The sequence below is a fragment of the Methanohalophilus sp. WG1-DM genome (assembly GCF_004104135.1).
GTDB classification, from domain to species: Archaea; Halobacteriota; Methanosarcinia; order Methanosarcinales; family Methanosarcinaceae; genus Methanohalophilus; species Methanohalophilus euhalobius.
The window spans coordinates 57,865-79,493 of the sequence record NZ_RRBA01000006.1 but is presented as its reverse complement, the minus strand read 5'-3'; the positions used below and the strand labels follow the sequence as shown (position 1 = coordinate 79,493).

Here is a 21,629-nt window from a genome sequence, read left to right as displayed (position 1 = left end):
GTCATTTTTTCATTTTCCTGCTTCCATTTTGCTGTTTCCTGTGTTTCCTTGTATTATTTATAAAATGAACACTTCTCTTTCATGGGGGTTGAAAGTTGTTATCGGAAATTCCTGCAATACTTGAAGAACTAGATTCAGAAGATATAGATAAAGAGGTATTAAGGGCAGCTATAATCGCAGAATTCGATGCGGTCAATATCTATGAACAGATGGCTGGCCTGACAAATGATGATGATCTACGTGCAGTGCTTCTGGATATTGCCCGGGAAGAAAAACTTCATATTGCAATGTTCCAATCTGTACTTCTTGAATATGATCAGGAATATCTGGAAATAATGGCAGATTATTCCCTCGCCCGTAAATGATACTTTGTCAGATGAAATTTATATATTTGCGGCTGTTTATTTTGATGTGAGAGGTGGGTAGGGGCCTTGTGATCAATTATGAACCTAAAAAATAATCGTATTCTGATAGTTTCATTTGTCGTTTTTGTAATATTTGCGCTATTTCTGGCATTTGTGGATGCAAGCGCTTCCACTTCAAATACAGGAGTCGATCAAAAGATAAGTGGCTATTCATTCTCCCAGCCCGATTCATCCGATCCGGCTCCGACAGGTGTTGTTTACCTTGATTTAAATGGCAAGAATGGATTTTCTGTAATTCTTGAAGATGAGATTGCAGACCTTCTTGAAGAAAAAGGATTTGAAGTGGAAACAGTTTCAATGCAACCGGTTATTTATGACAGTACTGCACTTGCTGTTGTTGTTAATAAACCAGATATTTTCTACAATCCGTTTTACTCAACTGCAACTATGGATGTGGAATTTGTTTATTCCCGCACAGGCAACATGGAATACCTGGATATGCTGATTGATGATTATGATAAGCCGGTTGTCTTTTCTTCTATGGATGGTTATCAGCTATTGCGACATGGGCAACTCACCTTTAATGATACTACAAAGGGTCTTGTAACCTATCCCTACTATAGACGCCATCTTGCTGAAAATATAGCAGCAGGAGTAGTCGAAAAAGCATTCAGTGATGATTTGTGATTTGATAATGGAGGGATTGTATGCAATTGTCCACCAGCAAGCGTGTTGAAATCGTGGATATTACCGATAAAGTGTCCGGTGTAGTGAGAAGCAGTAATATCGATGAAGGAATGTGTACGATTAGTACTTCCCACACAACGTGTGCGATAATTGTCAATGAACACGAGTCGGGCCTGGTTTCTGATATTATGGAATTGCTGGAAAAACTGGTTCCTTCAAATGCAGACTACTATCATGATCGTGTAGATAACAATGCAGATGCCCACTTAAGAGCAGTTCTCCTGGGAAACAGCGAAACGATGCCTGTGAGGAAAGGAAACATTGAACTTGGTACATGGCAGAGTATCTTTTTTGTGGAACTGGATGGGCCACGCAAGAGGAATGTAGATATAGTGGTATCATCATCTGATTTTAGGGGATGAGTTCTCAGCCTCTACTATCTTTAATCAGTTCTAATTATGTATAGGTGGTCTATTATGGTGGAAAAAGAGAATAAGAGAAAATGGAAATCTTAATTTAAATACTCCTGCTGTGAGAAGATTACTATGACGAATGTAAAATACTATATTATAGAAGCAAACATATTCCAATATATTGAGGAAGATAAATGGCACTCCAAAATATGTTTGAAGATAATGAATTTTTAATAGGAATTGGAAAACTTGCCATCTTTTTAATTATCACATTTATTGGAAACCAGACATATGTATCGATTAAAAAAATAGATAAGCACGAAAAAAACAAGTATTTTGAAATTATAAAAGAAAATCGCTGTGTAAAATATACCTCTTTAAAGATTAATGCATTAAATGAACATAAGTATTTTCTAGTATCAACTATCTCACTAGGGATGTTAGGTGGGATTTTATACTTTTTTATCGTTCTGGCTGTATTTGTATTTATACCAGCTTTTTACCAATTTTATAATTTAGATGAATTACTCATAAATTTCAAATTTAATATAAATAATGAACAAGCAATGGTGTTTATTATTTATACTTTATTAAATATTACAACGTTACCTTTAATTGTTGGGGCAAAGATACTAGATTATATAATAAATATTCCTACTAAAATGTTAATCAAACCAAACGATATTAAAAGAAAACGACTCAACAAGAAATATCAGATTTGGAAATATAAAATATATAACTTGGCTAGAAAATTGAGGCCTAGGCTTGATAATAAAATGCAATTAACGAAAAAATCTACATTTTTTATAACATTACTTCCAATTTTAGTTGGCATGATATCAAGTATCCAATATTTGATTTACGTTGATATTTATTCAAATTATGACATCTATAGGCCTATACTGAATAATTGGATTATTGTATCTGTTTTATATCTTGTCATCCTGGTATTATGCATAATCTTCTCACTAATTTTAATCAAAGACTTTTTTGTGTTTTTAAATGAAGGGAAAAATAAAATAATTCAATTTTATTCAAAGGGTTACCCCCATATTTATATCAAAACCCCTTCGGGAGAACTTACTGGTAAAATTGAAAATGTTTTTGATAAACACATAATAGTATTAAATGACAATGGAGTTCAAAAAATGACTTCTTGGAACAACGTTGAAATTATTGAAATAAACAACAGTTGATTTTTATGGGAGTGCTGTTTTTCAGCAGCAACTATAACACAGCAAAAAAGATTGTGATGCGAGGGAAGGGATTCGAACCCTCGAACTCCTACGAGAATAGGCCCTGAACCTATCGCCTTTGGCCTGGCTGGGCAACCCTCGCACACGATTTCTGGCTATAGATAGGGCTTTTGATTCTTAAGGGTTTTGGTCTTGGATGAATAGTAGTCAGGGATATTTCACCCTGACATCTAAATATAGGAGTCTGTTTTTGGAGGTTGTAAGCCGGAAGTTTTAACCCCCGGCAAGGGTTAGAATTTGCATTTCTCCCCTATCAACAGAACGCATGGCTTCTATATAGCCTCTTTTGCCTGGTTTTTCCAACGAGGGGTGACTCTGAGCATGGCATTAAAAAATATAAAGGATCACTAAAATGAAAAAGGAACAAACGGATGAGTTACTTCTCATCCGATAAGTTTCAATATCAGGGCTTTCTGTGCATGCAACCGGTTTTCTGCCTGATCGAAAACTACGGAATGGGTACCGTCCATAACTTCGGCCGATATCTCCTCTCCCCTGTGGGCCGGTAGGCAATGCATGACGATCACATCATTCTTTGCGACATCAAGCAAATTACTGTTAATCTGGTAATCCGCCAGGTCACTCAGCCTTTTATCCCTTTCCCCTTCGTCTCCCATGGATATCCAGACATCGGTATAGAGAACGTCAGCATCAGTAGAAGCCTCTATCGGATCCCTGAGGATCTCAACCTTACCCCCCATTTCACGTGCCATACTTACGATATCATCGTCCGGTTCATAACCATCAGGACAGGCCACAGCAATCTCCATTCCTACCATGGCACAACCCAGTATCATTGAATTGCACACATTGTTGCCATCGCCTACCCAGGTAAGTTTCCGGCCTTCCAGTGTGCTTTTGTACTCCTTGATTGTCAACAGGTCTGCTAGGATCTGGCAGGGGTGTTCCTTATCGGAGAGGGCATTGATCACAGGCACAGTAGCATGTTCTGCGAGTTCTTCCACGGTTGAGTGGCTGTTCACCCTGGCAGTAATAGCTGCTACATACCCGGAAAGGACCTTTGCGGTGTCTGCAACCGTTTCTCCTCTTCCTATCTGCATGTCCCTCTGGTTAAGATACAGGGAATGGCCGCCCATATCACTCATGGCCACCTCAAAGGAAACCCGGGTTCTGGTAGATGATTTTTCAAAGATCATCGCAAGGCTTTTGTTTTTCAGTAGATCAGTGACCTTGCCCTTAATTCTCTTTTCTTTAAGATCCTCTCCAGTCTCCAATATATCCAGTATATCTTCTTTGGAAAGGTCCGTCATTGACAGGACATGTTTCATTATATCAGCTCTGTTTTTGCTCTCTTATTTTATTCATATGTGTGACTTTCTTTCGTACAAGAGCCCGGGTACCGATATCCCGGCGTGAATGCAAATCGCCGATGATATTCTCAAGTGCATCCTGTGCTATTCTTTCAGCCTTGCTTATGGAATCAGCGATACCGACAACGGCTGCGGCGCGAGATGTGCTGGTATAGATTTTCCCATCCTTTTCATCTACGCTGGAATAGAACAAAATTGCATCGCCCATATCCCCGAAAACTATTTCTTTATCTGAATCCGGGTTATCCGGATACCCTGCAGGGACAACGTACTTACACACAGTTGCCTTCTTGCTGAACACCACATCGAGATCTTCCAGCCGCCCTTCCACAATAGCTTCCATGACATCAAGTATATCGGTCTCAAGCAGAGGCATTATGTTCATAGCTTCGGGGTCTCCGAAACGCGCATTGAATTCTATAACCTTTGGTCCTTTACTGGTAAGAATGAACTGGCCGTAAAGGATGCCCTGATATGGAATTCCTGTAACCTCACAGAGTTTTTCTACGGTCTTTTGCATTATGGCTTTGGCCTTTTCCAGATCATCTACCATCATGAAAGGCAGGATTACATCGGTGTCGGAATAGGCTCCCATCCCGCCGGTGTTTGGTCCAAGGTCATTTTCGAAAGCTCTCTTATGGTCCTGTACGCAGGGAGTAAAGGCAAGAGTGCTTCCATCCACAAATGCCTGCAGGGTGAATTCCTCTCCTTTCAGTTTCTCCTCAACAATCACACTATCTTTTTCGAGGATGCCAAGTGCATATTCATAGGCATCTGTAGTATCCGGCAGTTGATCACCTATAACCTTGACGCCTTTTCCTCCGGTAAGCCCGGCGGGTTTTATGGCGACATCCCCAAGTTCCTCGATATATTCTTTCAATCCATTTTCATCATTGAAGACTTTAAAAGCAGGACATCCCTCGATATTTTCTTCCTTCATGAAAGTTCTCGCCCATGATTTATCGAATTCAATCTGGGCAACATCCTTTTTCGGACCCACGGAAGGTATTTTAACTTTTTCAAGAGCATCTACAAGGCCGGCTGCAAGAGGTGCTTCCGGACCTATGAATGCAATGTCTATTTTTTGCGAAGTGGCATATTCAACCACTTTTTCCACATTTGTTTCTTTTTCAAGTAAGAAATCCCTGCAAAGCTTTGCTATACCGGGATTTTTTTTGCTCATTATTGCATACAGTTGCGGCTCTCTCTTACTTCTGGAGATGGCTTCAGCAATGGCATGTTCCCTGCCGCCTCCACCGATAAGCAAAACATTCATCTGTAGACCTCTCTGATTAAAAATCCTATAAAACACGTTGCTAATTATTCATTTATATTATGCAAATTTGTGTTGTAAACAATTATTATTAGAATAGAGCATTCCGGATAATTAGATAAATACTTTCCGCTTTTGCTGCTTATTCTTCTTTGAGCAGATCGGATGCTTTCACAAGCGGATTCAATGTCACATTTTCATTCCACAAATTTGCTTCTGCTCCTTCTTCCCTGTCAACAACGGTAATCACTTCATCGACACTGGCACCGAAGTCCCTGAGAAGATTGATCGCTTCAAGAACAGATCCGCCACTTGTGGTAACGTCTTCTATCAGTATGACTTTATCTCCTTTTTCCAGATCACCTACAAATCTTCCCCTGGTTCCATAGGCCTTTGCATCCTTGCGTACGAGTAAAAGGGGAATCTCTGTTTTCAGGGAGACAGCCGTTGCAAGAGGAACTCCTCCAAGGGCCACTCCTCCAATACGGGTTGTTTTAGAAAGGTCAATCCTATCCGAGGCAACGTCAGAGATTTTTTTGAGGGTTACAGGATCTGAAATTGCCTTTTTTATATCAACGTAATATTTGCTGGTTTTTCCCGAGGCAAGGGTAAACTGGCCGAACTTGACGGCTTCACATTTCTTGAGAGCCTCTATGAGTTCATTTTTCTCATTGTTTTCCTGCATGGCATAGATCTCCTGAGGTTACCAGGGTTCTTTCTTGATTCCAAGTATGTAACCTATTATATTGGTACCTATGTGTAAAAGGGGTGTTAGTATCAGTAACACTATAATGATATTCAGGGTGAAATTTGCAACAAACCACTGTGGGGATACCAGGTAGGTCAATATCCACGCACCTGCTACAAAATCAAGCTGATCTGCAACCGGCAAAGGAGCTCCTCTTTTCAGGTTAATTCTTCTTTTAACAAAACTCATTGCCATATCACCAAGAAGAGAACCAATCGAAAGAGCAGCAATAGTAATGAGTACATCCGGAATTGTAAACCCAAATGGTGGTAATCTAATCCCCATAAATTCGATTTGGGTAAAGGCAATCCACGTTTGTAGGATCCCCGCAACGATTCCAATTAAACTTCCTGCGACAAATCCCCGTATTGTTTTTCCGTCACCAAGTATTCTTCTTCCGTCCACCATGGTCCTTTTGCCATCAATGGGTCTTCCTCCTCCCAAAAGAGCTGCAAAAGGACTCGGAAGGTAGGCAGGTACCATTAACCACACAGCGAGGATAATTGTATCAAGCGTCTTGATCAGCCCCTTTTGACTTCAATTACTTTCGTTTTTATATAAGGGTTTGCCGTTTTTTCCTGTATTACCGGTGGAATTTGAACAATTCCCTGAACATGATTCCTTTGAGGGAATCACTATCAGTTCAAACAATTAACAGCGTGAACTAAACTAGGCAAATCCCTTTATACCTGAAAAACTTTCCTTTTGCTAATATAATTCTTACAGGACAGGTTTGTATAGATGAACTCTCAAAACCTCATTTCCAGAAAAAATCTGATTTTTGCAACTGTTACAACATTCGGGATACTCGCAGCTTTGATAACTATTGGAATGCTGACACCCCTTGTGGTTCAGCTATTTAGTGATATGCAAATAGGTATGGATGCAACATATTTCAATAACAGGACAGGTCCTATTGCCGGTTTACTTGTAATCCTGCTATGTGCCTGCCTGCTTGTCACCTATATTTCCGGCAGGTATATTGGTGTCCTCCTTGGAAGTATAATTTTATTTTCTGCACTTATGGCAGTTTTGTCTCCTGCCGGGAATATGCTTGTAGACATTTCTATAATCCCCATGCTTGCGGTTTTTGCTGCATCCCTGTACAGGTTAGTTCATGTTATGAGAAAACGCACTGGCAAATCCCGTCTCAAAGGAATAGGTGCCCATGTAATCCATATTGGGATTTTGCTGGTGATATTCGGTACTATTTTCAGTTCAGCAATGAAAGTAGAAGATTCAGCTGTAGTTAGCATTGGTGAGGAAACATCATTTGAGGGAATCCCTTATTCTGTAAGTGTGATGGGCATGGCTTCAAATTTTGAAGGTACTCCCTATGACAATTATCCCGGTTCATCTTATGCAACGAATGTTGGACTTGTAATTTCCAAAAACGGGAATGAGTTCGACAGGGGTACAGTTAGGTATATAACCGATATAAAATGGAGGCAGACCTATACTTCTACATATATTGACCGCGGAATCATGGAAGAGGTTTTTATTGCCCCCAAGGCCCTCGATGAAAAATCAGGGGAAGTTGACCTGTATGTGCGGGTAGTTCCATTTATCAGTTTTCTCTGGGCTGGTATTTACATAATGCTTGGGGGTATGTTCATACTGCTTCTTGGAAGTACAGTGTTGCCAGACAGTGAAAATGAGGTGGTCACATGAATTTTGGTATGATTATTATATGGTTGGCATTTCTTTTTGGTTTGCTTGCTATGGTCTATTCATACCTGGGTTTTCGCAGGGAAGATGAGAAGTACCGGATACTTTCATCAAGACTTGAAATTACCTGTGCTGTTTTGGTCACAGTTGCCTCTGTCATGCTGATGTACTATCTTTATGATGTTGCCGCGTTCTTTGAGTATGTTTATACTCATTCCAGTCTTGATCTTTCCACGTACTATCGTCTTTCAGCTTTCTGGGCAGGTCAGGAAGGTTCACTTTTGTTGTGGGCCTGGGCCATTTCGGTTATGCTTTTGGTCCTCAGGTATGCCTCCCGCTTTTCTACAGGAAACGTATTCACGGTCACAAGGATACTGTCCCTGGGTATTCTTTCGGTATTCCTCATGCTGCTTGTACTTGACAATCCGTTTGCAGTATATTACTCAAAAGCCGGCTCCATTATGGTAAGCAACTGGAATCCGTTTATCCATCCCTATCACCTAACAGATGGACAGGGCATGAATCCGCTGCTTCGCAATCCCTGGATGGCTATCCATCCTCCCATCCTTTTTTTGGGTTATGCAGCTTTTACTATTCCTTTTACATCTGCTATTGCGGGTCTGCTCCTTAATGACAGCAGCTGGCGCAAAATCGCCAATAACTGGATGCGGATTTCCTGGTTATTCCTGACTGCAGGGATAGGTCTGGGTGGTTTCTGGGCCTATGAGGTTCTTGGCTGGGGTGCATGGTACTGGAGCTGGGATCCGGTTGAGACCTCTTCGCTGATTCCCTGGATAACCGCGACAGCTTATCTGCATACAATATACGGCAGACAGGGACAGTTCAGGTTCTTGGCGCCAGCAATGGCTATTTTCTCATTTATACTTGTAATTTTTGCAACTTTTGTTACGAGAAGTGGTATGTGGGCTTCTGTCCATTCCTGGCAGGATTTCAATGCAGAAAGCCTCTTAATAGGTATATTCCTGGCAGGAGTTACTCTTGCGGGAACATCGCTACTTGCAAAAAGGTATTTTGAAGAACAGGATTGAAACTGTTCTTTGCTTTTTATTTATAGTGGGCAAAAGCCAAGGTATCAGGACCTTGTCGAGAAGGGACTTTATACACACATCTTCAAAATTGTATGTTACGTTCTGACTGCAGTCCTCACTGGCATAGAGAAGAGCTTTGACATGTTGCTGTAGCCTATCACAATTCCTGATTATTGTAAACAAGGCGTCTTTTTGCTTGTTGTTAATTATTCCTTACTCGCCTTTAACGAGCAAATCGCTGAAACCTTTGATGGATGCAAGAGGTCTTTGTAAATCCCTTGCTTATATTGGTGAGGATGCTATTAACACGCTATATATTAATACTTATATATTAAATCCTTCTTTAAAAAGCCCTATGTTATCTTTGTTTAAAACATTGTCATAATTTTTGTATCCCAGGATATCTGCTATCATATTGGTATGTTTCCCCTTTATTTTCTGCAATTCATCTGAGGTGTAATCCGTAATTCCTTTCCCGAATACCTGCCCGTTGCACTCGAGTTTTACTATATCTCCGCGATCAAAATCACCCTTTAAACCAATTACACCCGAAGGCAGGAGACTCATGCGGTTTCTTACCGCATCTCTGGCTCCTTCATCTACCACGATTGTGCCTGAGGAATGAGCAAGTAAAATCCATCGAATGCGGTTCTTATGGACTTCTCCTTCAGCTAAAAACAGGGTGCCGATTTCTTCACCCTCCATTATTTTGAGGATTGCATTTTGGATAGAGCTGTTTGCAATTACCATATGGCAGCCTGCCATATTGCATATTTTGGCAGCATCTATCTTTGTCCTCATGCCACCGGTCCCTTTTGTACTTGAAGGGTTCCCTCCATAACTTTCTATAGTTGGTGTAATCTCAGACACAGTTTTCAGTAATACAGCATCCTTGTGCCTTTTAGGATTTTTATCATATAAACCATCAATATCCGATAGGAGTATCAGCAGATCGGCTTCCATTTTGCTGGCAACCATTGCCGAAAGCCTGTCATTATCTCCAAGGGTAGCTTCTATCTCGTGCACGCAGGTACTGTCATTCTCATTGATAACCGGGATTACCCCATATTCCAGTAATGTGGATATACTGTTTCTAAGGTTGAGATAGGTTAACCTGCTGGTAAAGGAGTCATAGGTCAAAAGAATCTGAGCAACATTGAGATCGTAAGTACTAAAAGCCTCCATCCATTTTTGCATCAAAATATTTTGACCAACAGCTGCTGCTGCCTGTCGGACCGGAATTTCCCGTGGCTTACAGCCAAGTTGCATCAGGTCAATCCCCACTCCTATGGAGCCAGAGCTGACAAGAATGACTTCTTTTCCCAGACTGTGGAGGTATGCAATCTGTGAGGCTACATGTTTCATGAATTCTTCATTCAATCCTCCACAATCATTACTTATTGAAGTTGTTCCTATTTTGATAACAACTTTTTTTGCGTTGTCAAGGATGACTTTTCTCTTGTTCAAAATCACAATCCCCGGATGTTATTTCAAATGATGTCGCTTATCTGTTTATCCAGTTTCCTGTGGGTAAATTGTTTTGCATTATCTCCTGCATAATCGGATACCCTGTCACCGTTACCCAGAAGAATATACTTGTATATCAAAAGGCCTTCCATTCCTACGGGTCCACGTGCATGTATTTTATTTGTGCTGATGCCAACCTCTGCCCCTTTACCATACCTGAAACCATCGGCAAATCTTGTAGAGGCATTTACCATGACGCTTGAGGAATCCACAAGATCGGCAAATGTGCGGCGCTTGTCCTTGTTCTTGGTGACAATGCAATCCGTATGATGGGAACCGTACCTGTTAATATGATCAATTGCTTCACCTATTGAATCAACCGTTTTCACCGACAGTATCAAATCATTATATTCAGTGCTCCAATCTTCATAGGATGCTTTTTTTACATCTTTGATGCCTGCATCTTCTGCAATAGTGTATGCTTTCTCATCCAGGCGGATCTCTACACCTGCTTTAACGAATTTTTCGATCATTCCGGGCAGGAACTTGCCTGTGATATCACTGTTTACAAGCAGTGTTTCCATTGCGTTGCACACTGCCGGATACTGTACTTTTGAATCATAGCAGACATCAATCGCTTTTTCCATATCTGCTTCATTGTCTACATAGACATGGCATATTCCGTCTGCATGACCCAGTACGGGTATCCTGGTGTTATCCTGTATGAACTTCACAAAAGCGTTCGACCCACGGGGTATAAGCAGGTCTATATAGGAATCAAGTGCCAGGATGTCCATTACCTCTTCCCGGGTTTCCATCAGTTGGAAGGCTGTTGCAGGAATATCCCCGGTTTCTTCCAGGGCATTTTTAAGTATGTTGAAAATAGTACGGTTTGAATTTAAGGCCTCACTTCCCCCCTTAAAGATCGTTGCATTACCGCTTTTCAGGCAGAGGGACATGATCTGCGGAACAACATCAGGACGTGACTCGAAAATAACCCCTATAAGGCCTATCGGGCAACTTACCTGATACAATTCCAGTCCATCGTCAAGCTCTAAGCAGCTGAGAGTTTTGCCTGTCGGGTCTTCAAGTTCCATGACATCTTTTATACCTGCGATCATTCCATCGATCTTGCTATCATTTACTTTTAGCCTGTCCACAAGAGCCTGTGAGATTTCCCCTTGATCTTTTAACTGCTCAGCGGCTTCGAGGTCTTTGCGGTTTGCCTCTTGTATTGAGTTCCTATTTTGATCAAGGGCCTCTGCCATTGCTTCAAGCCCTTTATTTTTAAGGAGTGTATTTATGCTGGCAAGTTTGATGGAGGCATCTTTTGCTGGTATGACTTTTTTCTCTGTATTATCGGTCATGGGAACACCTGACTATATGGTTGTAACTATGGCAAAAGCAAATAGGATCATCATATAAAAAAAGCTTTGAGCTATTTAATTGGGGGGGTTATAAAATAGTAGGTGAAGTAGGCAGGGCGCCTACTTCATATTGTGCTTATTTGGCCGGGATGATGAGGGATCTCTCACCAGAAGGCTCAAACTCACGAAGCGCACCGCGTCCGAACTCCTTCCTTGGCTGGGAGAAGTCGAATGGGAGCATTTCGTCGGCGAAACAGACCTTGATCAGTGGGTTGAGTGCATATGCATCTCCACGACCGGCGTGTGCTGCGGCTGCGATTGCAGCGTAGCCACCCTGGTGACCAACGTTCATTGCGTAGTTCGGGTAGTTTGGACCACGGAGTTCGTGGGGCAGACCTTCGTCGGACTGGTAGGAGAATGTGTTGGTTGCACCACACTGGTCCTGCAGGTCATATCCGAAGAATCCGAGACGTCCGTGACCTTCCTTTATAAGGTACATACAGAGATACCATGCGGAGAGACCGGCGTTTGCGTTACCGGTTGCAAGGGATCCTGCACTACCGGCGGCTGCGGACAGGACGGTTGCTCTCTGGGATCCACCAAAGTGGTCTTCAAGTGCAACAGGGTATTTCTCGTAGTTCTCGAGACCGTAGAGTGTGGACTCTGTTGCAATATCCTTGATAACATCCATGCTTGGGGTGACCTTGTTGTCGATACCCTTGTCGGCTGCACCGTCATACTTGTCGTTGATGTATTCAACGTCATAGTACAGGTTGTCATCCAGAATGTTGTTGGTGTATGCAGCAGTGGAGTACTGGGTAAAACCGACACCACCGGACATGTAGGATCCGAGCCAGATCTGATCGTAGAGCATACATCCTGCACCGACTACCTCAAGGGTTACGTTTGCAGGGTCATCCGGGTTTACACGGCTGGTCTGGATGATGTCTGAAAGGTTACCAAAAGTGACACCACCAGGTTCGTTTGGTGCACGTGCACGTCTTGCTGGGAGCATGTCACCCATGTTAACAACACCTGCGTGCTTTGCTGCATAGGAAAGGTCTGCCACAGCTGCTTCACCGGCACACATTCCGTATGCTGCAATGTAAGACATACCGATCTGCATTGCAGTCCATCTTGTGGTTTGACCTCCGTCTGTTGTTCTGGATACGATGGTTGGGATGTGGGCTGCCTGCCAGGTAGTGTTGCCGATAGAGGATTTGAGCTGTTCTGCCTGTTCTGCTGGGAACTGTTTGTCGATGTCGATGAGGAACTGGTCATCGATCTCGTCTGCAAGCTCATCGTCACCTGTGAATATTTTCACGTAACAGTCATCGACGAGTGCAGGGTGGGTCTCTACCATGTGTTCCTGAACAACTGCACCGCCAGGGAGTGCGTGGTTGAGCACTTCGAGGTAGTGGTTGATTGTTTCAGGGGTTACCTCGATACTCAGTCTTTTCTCGAGGGTTTCGTGGGCCATATCCATACCGACAATACAGGTTCTGCGTATGTCGTCCCACATCTGCTGCATTGCAGCATTGTTGACATAGTGAAGGTCATCATTTTCGACCATCATGTCATCATTACCGGAGATGAAGGATGGTGTAAGAGCTCTCTGACCGAGGGGTATACCACCGCAGTGCATCATGGGGTTGTAGCCTGCAAGACCCCTCTTTTCTGCAATCTCCTTACCTACTTTCTTCATTTCCAGTTTCCTGGGGTTCTGGTCGACACCGAGGCGGTAATATGGAATTCTCATATCCGTAATGTCGCCGCCGCCCATCTTGTTGGTGCCGTGCTCCTTTGTGAATTTATTTTCTAAATCTTTCTGGAACATTCTTTTTCTGTCGTCTGCCATTTTACTCACTCCTGTACAGCTGGCTTGTATCCATACATGGTTCTCTGTTCAAAGACCCTGTGTACCCATTCGAGGACTTCCTTGTCCTCCCTGTATGGGACGTTATCTACACGGTAGATTGTGGTCCTTTTTGCAGCTTCTTCGTCGGACATTGGTTTTCCGAGATCGACCTTCTTGTCTATTGGTCTTCCTACCAGGTCCTTCTGGACGATGATGGTTCCGTTTTCCAGACGTACTCTTTCGAGCATGTCAAACATTACACCATCTTCCTGAAGGCGGAGGGAGTGACCGTGTACACTGGCACCACGAAGGCATGCAAGTGCAGGGCAGGTCATTTCGGTTTCAAGCTGGAATTTTGCAAGTTCTTCCATGTCCCTCTCACGGGCTTCTACGACCTGACGGCCGGAAAGTGTACCCGGGTCTACGCCTCTGAAGTTAATTGCAGCGTTGTAGGACCTGAAGTATGGGGTGGAAGGTGCATTGTACATTGAATCTACAAACTGTACGTATCTGATCCTGTCACCTGCTTTTGCACCATTTGTAGGTTCTACCATTTCGCGGATGGAACATTCTGGTTCGCCCATTTCCGCCAGTGGTGGGTGGGTGCTTGGGTAATCTGTACCGGGAACACGGTGTCCGAGAATAATGGTTAAGTCATCATCAGAGATTTCCCTGAGTTTTTCGACTTTACCGGACATGTGTTTCCTTCTATTTTCCGCAACACTTGTTGCTCCGGGATAAAACTGTGCTTCATATGCCATATGATTACACTCCTTTGTTATCAATTGATTTCATTGTGGATTTCACTGCTTTGACGAGTTCGTTTAACTTGTCTCTTGGACAAGTTTCTCCTCGCGTCACTCCAGTCACAATCTCCATCACTTTTCCCTTTGTCTGGATGTTTTTATCTTGAGGTTTTACCAATCTAGTATGGATACCGGCCTTTGCAAAATCTTCAAAGTCCACGATTGTCTGACAGACAACCACTGCCGGCACTTCTGCATAGACCAATATTTCCCTTACTTTCCTGACAACGTGATCACGAATGTTTCCTGTATGAATGACTGCCATCTTGTGCCTGTTTATCTGTTTGATCTCCTCCGGGTTGATACCGAAGGAACCAGATTTCATCTGTTTATCGGGTTCTCCTGATCCCGAATTGAGCACAAGCACACTTACCTGTATATCTTCTTTGCGCATTCCGTAAGTCAGTTCACAAACAGGCTTGGTGATATGGCGTCTTCCGGGACTCATAGCAACTGCGACTACGTCGGTTCTGCCGGCTTCGGAGAGTGTGCCTCTCTGGGCAAGTCCGCCTCCTTTGCCAAGGCCCATTCCGTGTCTGCAATCTACAACCTGAGTTTCCCGGTCAAACATCTGAATCATTCCTTTTCATTTGTTCTCAGGAAGTTCACCTGTGATTCGACCTTGCTTTTCGGGTCATAAAGACCGTATAAGGCAGGATCGGCTTTAGGGCCTCTTTTTGCATAATCTGAAACTGTTTGCCTTGTCTGGATGAAACGCCCTTCTCTAATGTCAAAACCGCAGGGAAGTGTGTCTTCACAAATCACATTTATTTCTTCCATGACTTCCTTTTCGGCAAGTTCCAGTGTAATTCTCCCTACAAGTATTTCCAGGCCCATTTCGGTCTCACCAAAATGTACATTTGTCCTTAATGGATGATGTACGGGTGTTCCGACAGCAGGTCCGAATGGTACTTTTGTAGGTAGGCGCGGCCCCTGTATGAATGCCCTTAGTATACCTTCCAGACTGCAAATTTTATTGAGCAGCCTCTCTACGGTATCGGGTTTAATCATACGCTTTGGGAATATCTCGATCTGTATGGGTTTTTTTGTGTCTGAAGCAGAAGTTTCCATTATTGGTACCTTCAATCTTTTTGACTCGTTTAGAGTGATTCAGCGACTGCTTTTATTGGTTCTCTGAATTCTTTGATTGAACCAAATACGTCACCGATGAGGCCGGATGTCTTCTCTATGGAGAACATCTGGGTACCTGCATCAAGGGATACACCAGCGGATACACATGGAATTGCGAATCCTCTTGAGTGTCTGGTTACAATGTGGTTACCATTGAATACACCGGGACCACCGCCGCCATAGATAGAGTGGCTGAAGAAAGAGAATCCGACAGCAGTACCCTGTGCCCTACCCATATCACAGCCAGGCAGGCCAGTTTCTTTCTCGATGATATCGTTGTAATACAGAATTGTGGATGATACATTCTGGGCAGCCCTGCCTGCACCACAGTTTACCATTGTAGCGGCAAGCTGGCCGGCTGCAGCGTATGCATTCCACATGGATACATCGTTTGCCTTGTAGAAGTTGTAACCTGAAGGAGCAGTGTTGTCGACTTCGATTACATTGTCCTCAATTGCTCTTTCAACAACAGACTGTACTACGGTACCGACGGTTCCGTCTTTGCCATTGTCTTTTACAAGATCATATACTACGTTGTTGGCGTTAAGGCCCTGGCATGCAAATCCCAGAAGTTGATGTCTCTCGAACTCTCCGACTGCATTACCCATTTCGAACATACCTGCCTGTTCAAAGATGGAAGACAGTGCGGCTGCATTCATTGCTTTTTTCTCTGTAATTGCAGCAATGTGGTTGGTCATGATGTTCCTCAGGGAGTATCCCAGACCTTCATTCTTCTGTGGGATGTTCAGGATTGAAGCGATGTTTCCACCGGCCATATCCATTGTCTGTGGGTAGTTGCCCCAAACGGCTCCTTTGACCACAGGTGCGTTGAACATGTCAATGTTGAACATGTCAACAATGGTCTGGACGGTTGCTGCTGCACTTACGGTAAGTGCGGAAGAGTAATCAGCACCGGCGGTGAGCCTTGCGGTTGGAAGCTGAACAAGAAGATGCTTGCCGCCACCGAGAGTCTCGATGTTTGTGTCGTCGTCACCGTCTATCTGTACAAGTTCCTTTACGGAATCTGCAATTGCGCCAGCATTTTCGACAATATCGAGTTCCATTTCACGTCCCGGCATGTGGCGAGCCTTTCCGCCCATCTTACCGGTTGCGAGAGATTTTTGAATACCTCCCAGGTTGACTGCTACAGTCCTCTTTGTGTCTCCGATGATACGCTGAATTGCTGCGTTCCTTGTAGGAGCGAGCTCTTCAATTGCAACGCCGCTTTCTAAGAGTTTTCCTCTGTCGTCGTAGATGTCTATTTTGTCAGACACGTATTTTCCTCCTTTAAGTTTTTTAATGGAAAGAAAATCCCCATTTGGAAAGCAACCACGCTTGAGCGAGGATATGCTCTAAGCACTTTCGGGTTGAGAATGCCTTCCAGTCGGTTTTCTTCAATTTATTCATGTCAGCAATGGAGTTTTTGCCTTTAAAACTTTTGCATTCGTTTTTTGGCTAGACAGAATACACAATAATTATTCATGATATATATTCAATTGGGTTTGAGTATTTACTTAATTAACCACAAAGATTTAGTAATATCTTTTTCTACCACTTGGTCACATGGAGATAGTTGCTGATATCGGAGGCAGTCCGGGAACTGATTGCCGCGGGTTTTGCTCATATTGTTACTTTAAGAAGGTACAGGAAGTACCACCTTTTGGTTGCAAGCACTGTTTTCCTTTTGCAAAGGGATGTGATTACTGTACACGTAGTATAAGGGAATCCTATCCCGGCTTTAAACCTCTGCAGATTGTAATGAGGGATGTATCCCAGAATTTACGTTTTTCATCTTCTGAACCGGATAAATTTACCATCAGTGGGGGTGGGGATATCAGCTGCTACCTCGAGCTCAAGGAACTTGTCAGTTCACTTTCTCGTTTTGAAAAGCCCATTCATCTGGGATACACAAGCGGAAAAGGCTTTGATGATCCCGATGACGCTTCCTTTTACATTGAAAACGGTGTCAGTGAGGTTTCTTTTACGGTTTTTGCCACCGACTCTCAACTCAGGGCCAAGTACATGAATGACCCTGAGCCAGAAGTTTCAATTGAAATTCTTCGCCGCTTCTGTGAAAAATGTGAAGTATATGCCGCTATCGTCCTGATTCCCGGTGTAAATGATGGTAATATCCTGGAAGAAACCCTTTCAGATCTTCAGGAAATGGGTGCAAGGGGAGCAATACTGATGCGTTTTGCCAACAGTTGTGAAGAAGGTTTGATTCTGCGCAATTCCCCTGTCCTGGAGGGCATCACTACACATTCAATAGAGGAATTTGAGACGATAGTAAGAAATGCGGCAGACAAATTTGATCTGCGTATCACCGGTACACCTCTTGAAGATCCTCTTATTGGCTGTCCTTTTGCTATAAGAATGGACAAAGCAGCACTGTCCAAACTCCCGGAAGTTACAAAGACCGCGACTATTGTTACCAGTAAAGCTGCCCAGCCGAGATTACAGGAAGTTTTCGAGGCTCTGAATGCACCTGTCAATGTTGTGGCAACAGGCAAAGATATTGGATGCCTTATCACAATTGAGGATTTCCAGGCACTTGACCTGTCGCAGATAAAAGAAACTGTAATGATTCCAGGGCGCACGCTTGCTCATGATCCTGAGATAAAATCGATCCTTTCAAATGACGGTGTGGAGAGATTTATCAGACGAGGTCCGGACCAGCTCACCTATGACGGCGAAATGTCCATTGGTCTGGATAGGGAAGAAGTTCTTTCTTTTGAAATCGAGAATCTCACCGAGCTTATCCAGCACATAAACGTAGTTGGACTTCCTGTGCAATAATTACATATAATCAGCAAGTCCCATCTGTTTTGATTTATCGTTCTTAAACAAAGATTCGATATCGTATCCGATAAGTTCGATGCGCTGCTGAGTATAACTTGAAACATTATACTTTTTTGCAACCTTCAGTGACACTTCAAGATATTTCTTGACCGCTCCTTCATGAACAGTCAGTATGACTCTCCCGCCACAATGCGGGCATGTACCAGTAAGCGGTGCCCTTCGGAATTTTCCGCCACATTTGACACACCGCATCCCCTGCCTGGAAAATGCCCTGAGGTTGCCAAAAAGATCGGGGAGGAAGTGCGATACAAGAACCCTTTCAGCCACATCTGCCACATCAACTGCACGTATTTTTTCCGCCAGGGAGAGTTGGGCATCCATTTTTTCCACCATAGAACCCAGCGTCTTGTATGCACTTTTGACCGGCCCTGCGGCAATATCCGAAGTATCGTGTGTAAACATGAATCCGTCAAACTGTGCCGGGGTCCCTAATCTGCTGCTGACCAGGTCCATGGTTTCTTCCAGTTCCTTGGGATTTGTATAATTCAAGGTAGTCTCATAAAATTCCAGGGGATAAGAGGAACAAACATCAATATTGTGTGCTTCCTTATCGACTTCACTGGGGTCAATCCTGGTTGTAAGCACAAGGGGGGCATCCATCTTTCCTCCTCTTTTATCAGGCAGGTATTCATGTGAAAAGTTAATCAGGCCGTCCATAAGCAACATCACACAATCCTCATCACCATCGCAATTACGCCGTTTTGCTGCATGGAAGAAAGGATGTGCATATCCTACAGATGATTTTGTGAATCCTACCAATCTGCCCAGGACTCCAGCGGATGTGTGTGGAGCCAAACCGATTAGCATCACCCCTATAATGTCCTCTATAGTTTCTGCTTTGTAATAGGGTTCAAGTCCGTAATACTTCACCAGCAGGTCATCAATGTATTTTGTAGTTTGAAGTATGTACTCTGCCGCACCCCGGGACACTACCAAATCCTGTACTTTAAGGGTTACAACCTGGTCATCCCTCTCCAGTTTATTGCCGTGAATATCTGTTTCATATCCCATTTCAAGAAGTTTTTCAGCTGTGGTTCCCAGTTCATCGGCCCGGATATGTGTCAGGGGAAGGTCGGACATGTCGTATCTGACAGTTCCGTCCTTGAATGTGAAAAGGTCATGTTTTGCCCGAAGGATTCCTTTTTCAAGAGGCTCAGGGGTCATGTGCTTTGACATCATCCTTTTTACCCCTTTGAAGGATTCCAGTTTATTTCGTTCTCCTAGCCTCTCAAATGCCCTATCGTATACCGTTTTGAAATTTATGTTGTGTGCGGTTACACAGGATGTGGCGGCCTTACATTTTGGACAGATGTCCTTATTGACAGCCCTGCCACAACGGGGGCAGAAAAGTTTTGGGATTGTATGGGTGCCACACTCACATCTGAATTCATGGGTTTCCATTCCACAGGATGGACAAATACGGTTTCCTATCTCTATTTTTATTTCGCCCACTTTGCTGTTGTTGTTGGCTTTATAGGATGCGGCACTTGAGAGCATGCGGGTGTTTCCACCGCTTTCCCCTATCGGAAACAATACATGCGGGGCAGGGGACATCTTACGCCGATTAGCTTTTTCGGGTCTTCCCATCCTTGCCCCAATGCGCATTGGTGCTTTCTCTCTGACAGTCCACCCTGAGAGTCTAATAACACATCCAAGGATATCTTCACAAGGCAATTCTTCCCACTGTTTTTTCAGATCCTCTCCAAGTCCGAGACAATTTATAAAAGGCAAAGGATTGTCGATTGCAATTTTGCTATCATAAATCCGGTGTAATACGAGAAGTTTTTCCAGGATCGTTTTTATTCCCTGCTCCTTTGCTTTTCCTTCAGGTAGTAACAGTCGATTTCCCTGGTCTTCTTTTATGCCATTTTTAGCAATGAAGTCCGCAAGTTTTACAAATTCCTCTCTTTCAATGTCATGCCAGGTATAGGTATAATCCGGATGTAGGGGAAGATTGTAATTATTGCAAATATCCATTACTTCATGCTGGTTTGGATTTTCAGGAGCAATCCGGCCAGTTTTTTTTAAGTATTCCTGTGCCCACCATTCCACACAGTAAGATGCAGGTATTAGTGGATGATTATTTTCCAGGAAATCCCCGTAATTGATAAGTATTTCACCAATGTCTATGATGGTTTCCACCTGTGAATGTAACTCGATTGCAGTTTTTTCATCATCTATCCGAAGCACATCTCCGTTGTAGAGACGCACGGTCGGCCCTTCGATGGAATCCACAGGTGCCATTCCGGCAGCTTTTCCGGGTCTTTCTATTTTCAGCTGGGTACCGGCAACAATGAAATTATCCATTATGACCATGCCTGCGGGATTTATGCCGGATGCCGCAAATGATGTGTTGCGTGACCTGCCATAGCGCAACCTGAATCCACCAGGCCTGGATGGGTGGGAAAATACAGGTCTGCCTGCAATGAGGTCCCGCATATATTTATCCTTGGGCTTGACCTTGGTTTTCTCATCTTTATCTTCCTCATCTGAACTCCCTCCGGAAATGAACGTATCCAGCCATTCCCATCCGTCTATTTTGAGTTTGTTCACATGTTTTTGTACTTTTGGAGCTTTTAGGGCCAACCCCTCGGCAAGTACGAGTGCCATCCCACCGCGAACCCTGTTCGTTTCGATCCTGTCAAGGTTTCTGTAACCTTCAACTTCTTCCTGTTCAGTGGGCTCTCCATCTATGCAAATCGGACAATTATCAACGATAAGACGTATCTCATCTTCCGAGGGCATGTACTGGAGGGTGGCAATTTGTCTGTATAGCAATATTTCTTCGACATATCTCTCCACTTCCTCCTTGCGTGGCTTGTACCTGTCAACACCGATTCCTCTTCTTACATAGTCTCCCACAAGTACAGAAAGGGCCTGTGCCGTACCACCGGCACTGCGTATAGGTCCTGCGTAGTATATCTTGATGTATTCTGTACCATCATCATTTTTGCCCAGGTCGACCCTGTCGATCCCCTCAATTGGTGCGGCAACTACGCCTTCGGTAAGCATTGCAATCGCCACTCGGATGGCGCTCTCTATTGCCTCACGTTTTGTATCAAAATTTCCCACATTGCCGGCAGCGATATCTTTTCCAAGTGCCAGGGCTGCTTCTTCCCGTGAAAGATCGGTTTCCAGTTCCCGGATACGCCCGGCTACACCTTCAACCCCTATGAGATTTTCTACCCGGTCTGCAAGATCTTTTGCCAGGGGGATTTCTGTTTCGGGTTTTGGATCCTTTCCCTGTGAACGTGCCCTGTTTGCTATTTCAATTTCATTGTGCAGCACTCCTTCCATCAGGTCGAAGTATTTCTGCATGGTTTCGCTTACTACAATGTCTCCCATTATGAT

19 protein-coding genes and 1 tRNA gene are annotated in these 21,629 nt (G+C 43.6%); 7 read left to right on the top strand and 13 right to left on the bottom strand.

Features of this window, described 5'->3' with window-relative positions; translation table 11 throughout:
- Positions 1-95: 95 nt before the first annotated feature.
- The 4 genes from CI957_RS05915 (at position 96) to CI957_RS05900 (ending at position 2,661) form a co-directional block, all read left to right on the top strand.
- Entirely contained in the window at positions 96-365 is a 270-nt protein-coding gene (locus tag CI957_RS05915) for a ferritin family protein (protein ID WP_128754447.1), read from the top strand.
- Positions 366-443: 78 nt separating this feature from the next.
- Complete coding sequence (locus CI957_RS05910; RefSeq protein WP_128754446.1) at positions 444-1,052, top strand: hypothetical protein; 609 nt, start codon at positions 444-446, stop codon at positions 1,050-1,052.
- A gap of 20 nt (positions 1,053-1,072) precedes the next feature.
- Positions 1,073-1,474, top strand: coding sequence for a secondary thiamine-phosphate synthase enzyme YjbQ (locus CI957_RS05905; RefSeq protein ID WP_105460665.1), 402 nt, complete (start codon positions 1,073-1,075; stop codon positions 1,472-1,474).
- A 185-nt stretch (positions 1,475-1,659) separates the two neighbouring features.
- The gene (locus CI957_RS05900) at positions 1,660-2,661 is read left to right on the top strand and encodes a hypothetical protein (RefSeq protein ID WP_128754445.1); all 1,002 of its coding nucleotides are present in this window, start codon (positions 1,660-1,662) and stop codon (positions 2,659-2,661) included.
- 57 nt (positions 2,662-2,718) lie between these two features.
- On the opposite strand, the gene CI957_RS05895 is transcribed toward CI957_RS05900, so the two are convergent.
- The 5 genes from CI957_RS05895 to CI957_RS05875 form a co-directional block, all read right to left on the bottom strand.
- Positions 2,719-2,803, bottom strand: a tRNA-Leu gene (locus CI957_RS05895).
- Positions 2,804-3,104: 301 nt separating this feature from the next.
- Positions 3,105-4,013, bottom strand: coding sequence for an ornithine carbamoyltransferase (argF, locus tag CI957_RS05890; protein ID WP_096712220.1), 909 nt, complete (start codon positions 4,011-4,013; stop codon positions 3,105-3,107).
- A 1-nt stretch (position 4,014) separates the two neighbouring features.
- On the bottom strand, positions 4,015-5,328 hold the full coding sequence (gene purD / locus CI957_RS05885) for a phosphoribosylamine--glycine ligase (RefSeq protein WP_128754444.1): 1,314 nt from the start codon (positions 5,326-5,328) through the stop codon (positions 4,015-4,017).
- A gap of 139 nt (positions 5,329-5,467) precedes the next feature.
- The gene (gene pyrE, locus CI957_RS05880) at positions 5,468-6,010 is read right to left on the bottom strand and encodes an orotate phosphoribosyltransferase (protein ID WP_096712222.1); all 543 of its coding nucleotides are present in this window, start codon (positions 6,008-6,010) and stop codon (positions 5,468-5,470) included.
- 18 nt (positions 6,011-6,028) lie between these two features.
- The gene (locus tag CI957_RS05875; RefSeq protein WP_277749686.1) at positions 6,029-6,577 is read right to left on the bottom strand and encodes a CDP-2,3-bis-(O-geranylgeranyl)-sn-glycerol synthase; all 549 of its coding nucleotides are present in this window, start codon (positions 6,575-6,577) and stop codon (positions 6,029-6,031) included.
- A gap of 237 nt (positions 6,578-6,814) precedes the next feature.
- Here CI957_RS05875 and CI957_RS05870 point away from each other — a divergent pair, with 237 nt between their 5' ends.
- Positions 6,815-7,744 carry a cytochrome c-type biogenesis CcmF C-terminal domain-containing protein gene (locus tag CI957_RS05870; RefSeq protein ID WP_128754443.1) on the top strand — a complete coding sequence of 310 codons (930 nt, stop codon included), beginning with the start codon at positions 6,815-6,817 and terminating at the stop codon, positions 7,742-7,744.
- Positions 7,741-8,790, top strand: a complete 1,050-nt coding sequence (gene ccsA / locus CI957_RS05865; RefSeq protein ID WP_096712225.1) for a cytochrome c biogenesis protein CcsA — start codon at positions 7,741-7,743, stop codon at positions 8,788-8,790. Before CI957_RS05870 ends, ccsA begins: the two co-directional genes overlap by 4 nt.
- 324 nt (positions 8,791-9,114) lie before the next feature.
- Here the strand turns inward: ccsA and proB are convergent, their stop codons facing one another.
- From proB to mcrB, 7 genes are all read right to left on the bottom strand, one after another.
- Positions 9,115-10,257, bottom strand: coding sequence for a glutamate 5-kinase (gene proB / locus CI957_RS05860; RefSeq protein WP_164909042.1), 1,143 nt, complete (start codon positions 10,255-10,257; stop codon positions 9,115-9,117).
- A 23-nt stretch (positions 10,258-10,280) separates the two neighbouring features.
- Entirely contained in the window at positions 10,281-11,624 is a 1,344-nt protein-coding gene (locus CI957_RS05855; RefSeq protein ID WP_128754441.1) for a glutamate-5-semialdehyde dehydrogenase, read from the bottom strand.
- Between the two features lie 136 nt (positions 11,625-11,760).
- Positions 11,761-13,482 (bottom strand): coenzyme-B sulfoethylthiotransferase subunit alpha, encoded by a 1,722-nt coding sequence (gene mcrA / locus CI957_RS05850; RefSeq protein WP_128754440.1) that lies wholly within the window; start codon positions 13,480-13,482, stop codon positions 11,761-11,763.
- A 5-nt stretch (positions 13,483-13,487) separates the two neighbouring features.
- A complete protein-coding gene (gene mcrG / locus CI957_RS05845; RefSeq protein ID WP_128754439.1) occupies positions 13,488-14,243 on the bottom strand; it encodes a coenzyme-B sulfoethylthiotransferase subunit gamma in 756 nt (251 codons plus the stop codon).
- Positions 14,244-14,247: 4 nt separating this feature from the next.
- On the bottom strand, positions 14,248-14,859 hold the full coding sequence (gene mcrC, locus CI957_RS05840; RefSeq protein ID WP_096712282.1) for a methyl-coenzyme M reductase I operon protein C: 612 nt from the start codon (positions 14,857-14,859) through the stop codon (positions 14,248-14,250).
- Positions 14,860-14,864: 5 nt separating this feature from the next.
- Entirely contained in the window at positions 14,865-15,359 is a 495-nt protein-coding gene (gene mcrD / locus CI957_RS05835; RefSeq protein WP_096712230.1) for a methyl-coenzyme M reductase operon protein D, read from the bottom strand.
- Between the two features lie 29 nt (positions 15,360-15,388).
- Positions 15,389-16,693, bottom strand: a complete 1,305-nt coding sequence (gene mcrB, locus CI957_RS05830) for a coenzyme-B sulfoethylthiotransferase subunit beta (RefSeq protein ID WP_096712231.1) — start codon at positions 16,691-16,693, stop codon at positions 15,389-15,391.
- 289 nt (positions 16,694-16,982) lie between these two features.
- Between mcrB and mmp10 the strand changes: the two genes are divergently transcribed.
- Positions 16,983-18,215, top strand: coding sequence for a methyl coenzyme M reductase-arginine methyltransferase Mmp10 (gene mmp10, locus CI957_RS05825; protein ID WP_128754438.1), 1,233 nt, complete (start codon positions 16,983-16,985; stop codon positions 18,213-18,215).
- Here the strand turns inward: mmp10 and CI957_RS05820 are convergent, their stop codons facing one another.
- Complete coding sequence (locus tag CI957_RS05820) at positions 18,216-21,623, bottom strand: DNA polymerase II large subunit (protein WP_096712233.1); 3,408 nt, start codon at positions 21,621-21,623, stop codon at positions 18,216-18,218.
- Positions 21,624-21,629 lie beyond the last annotated feature (6 nt).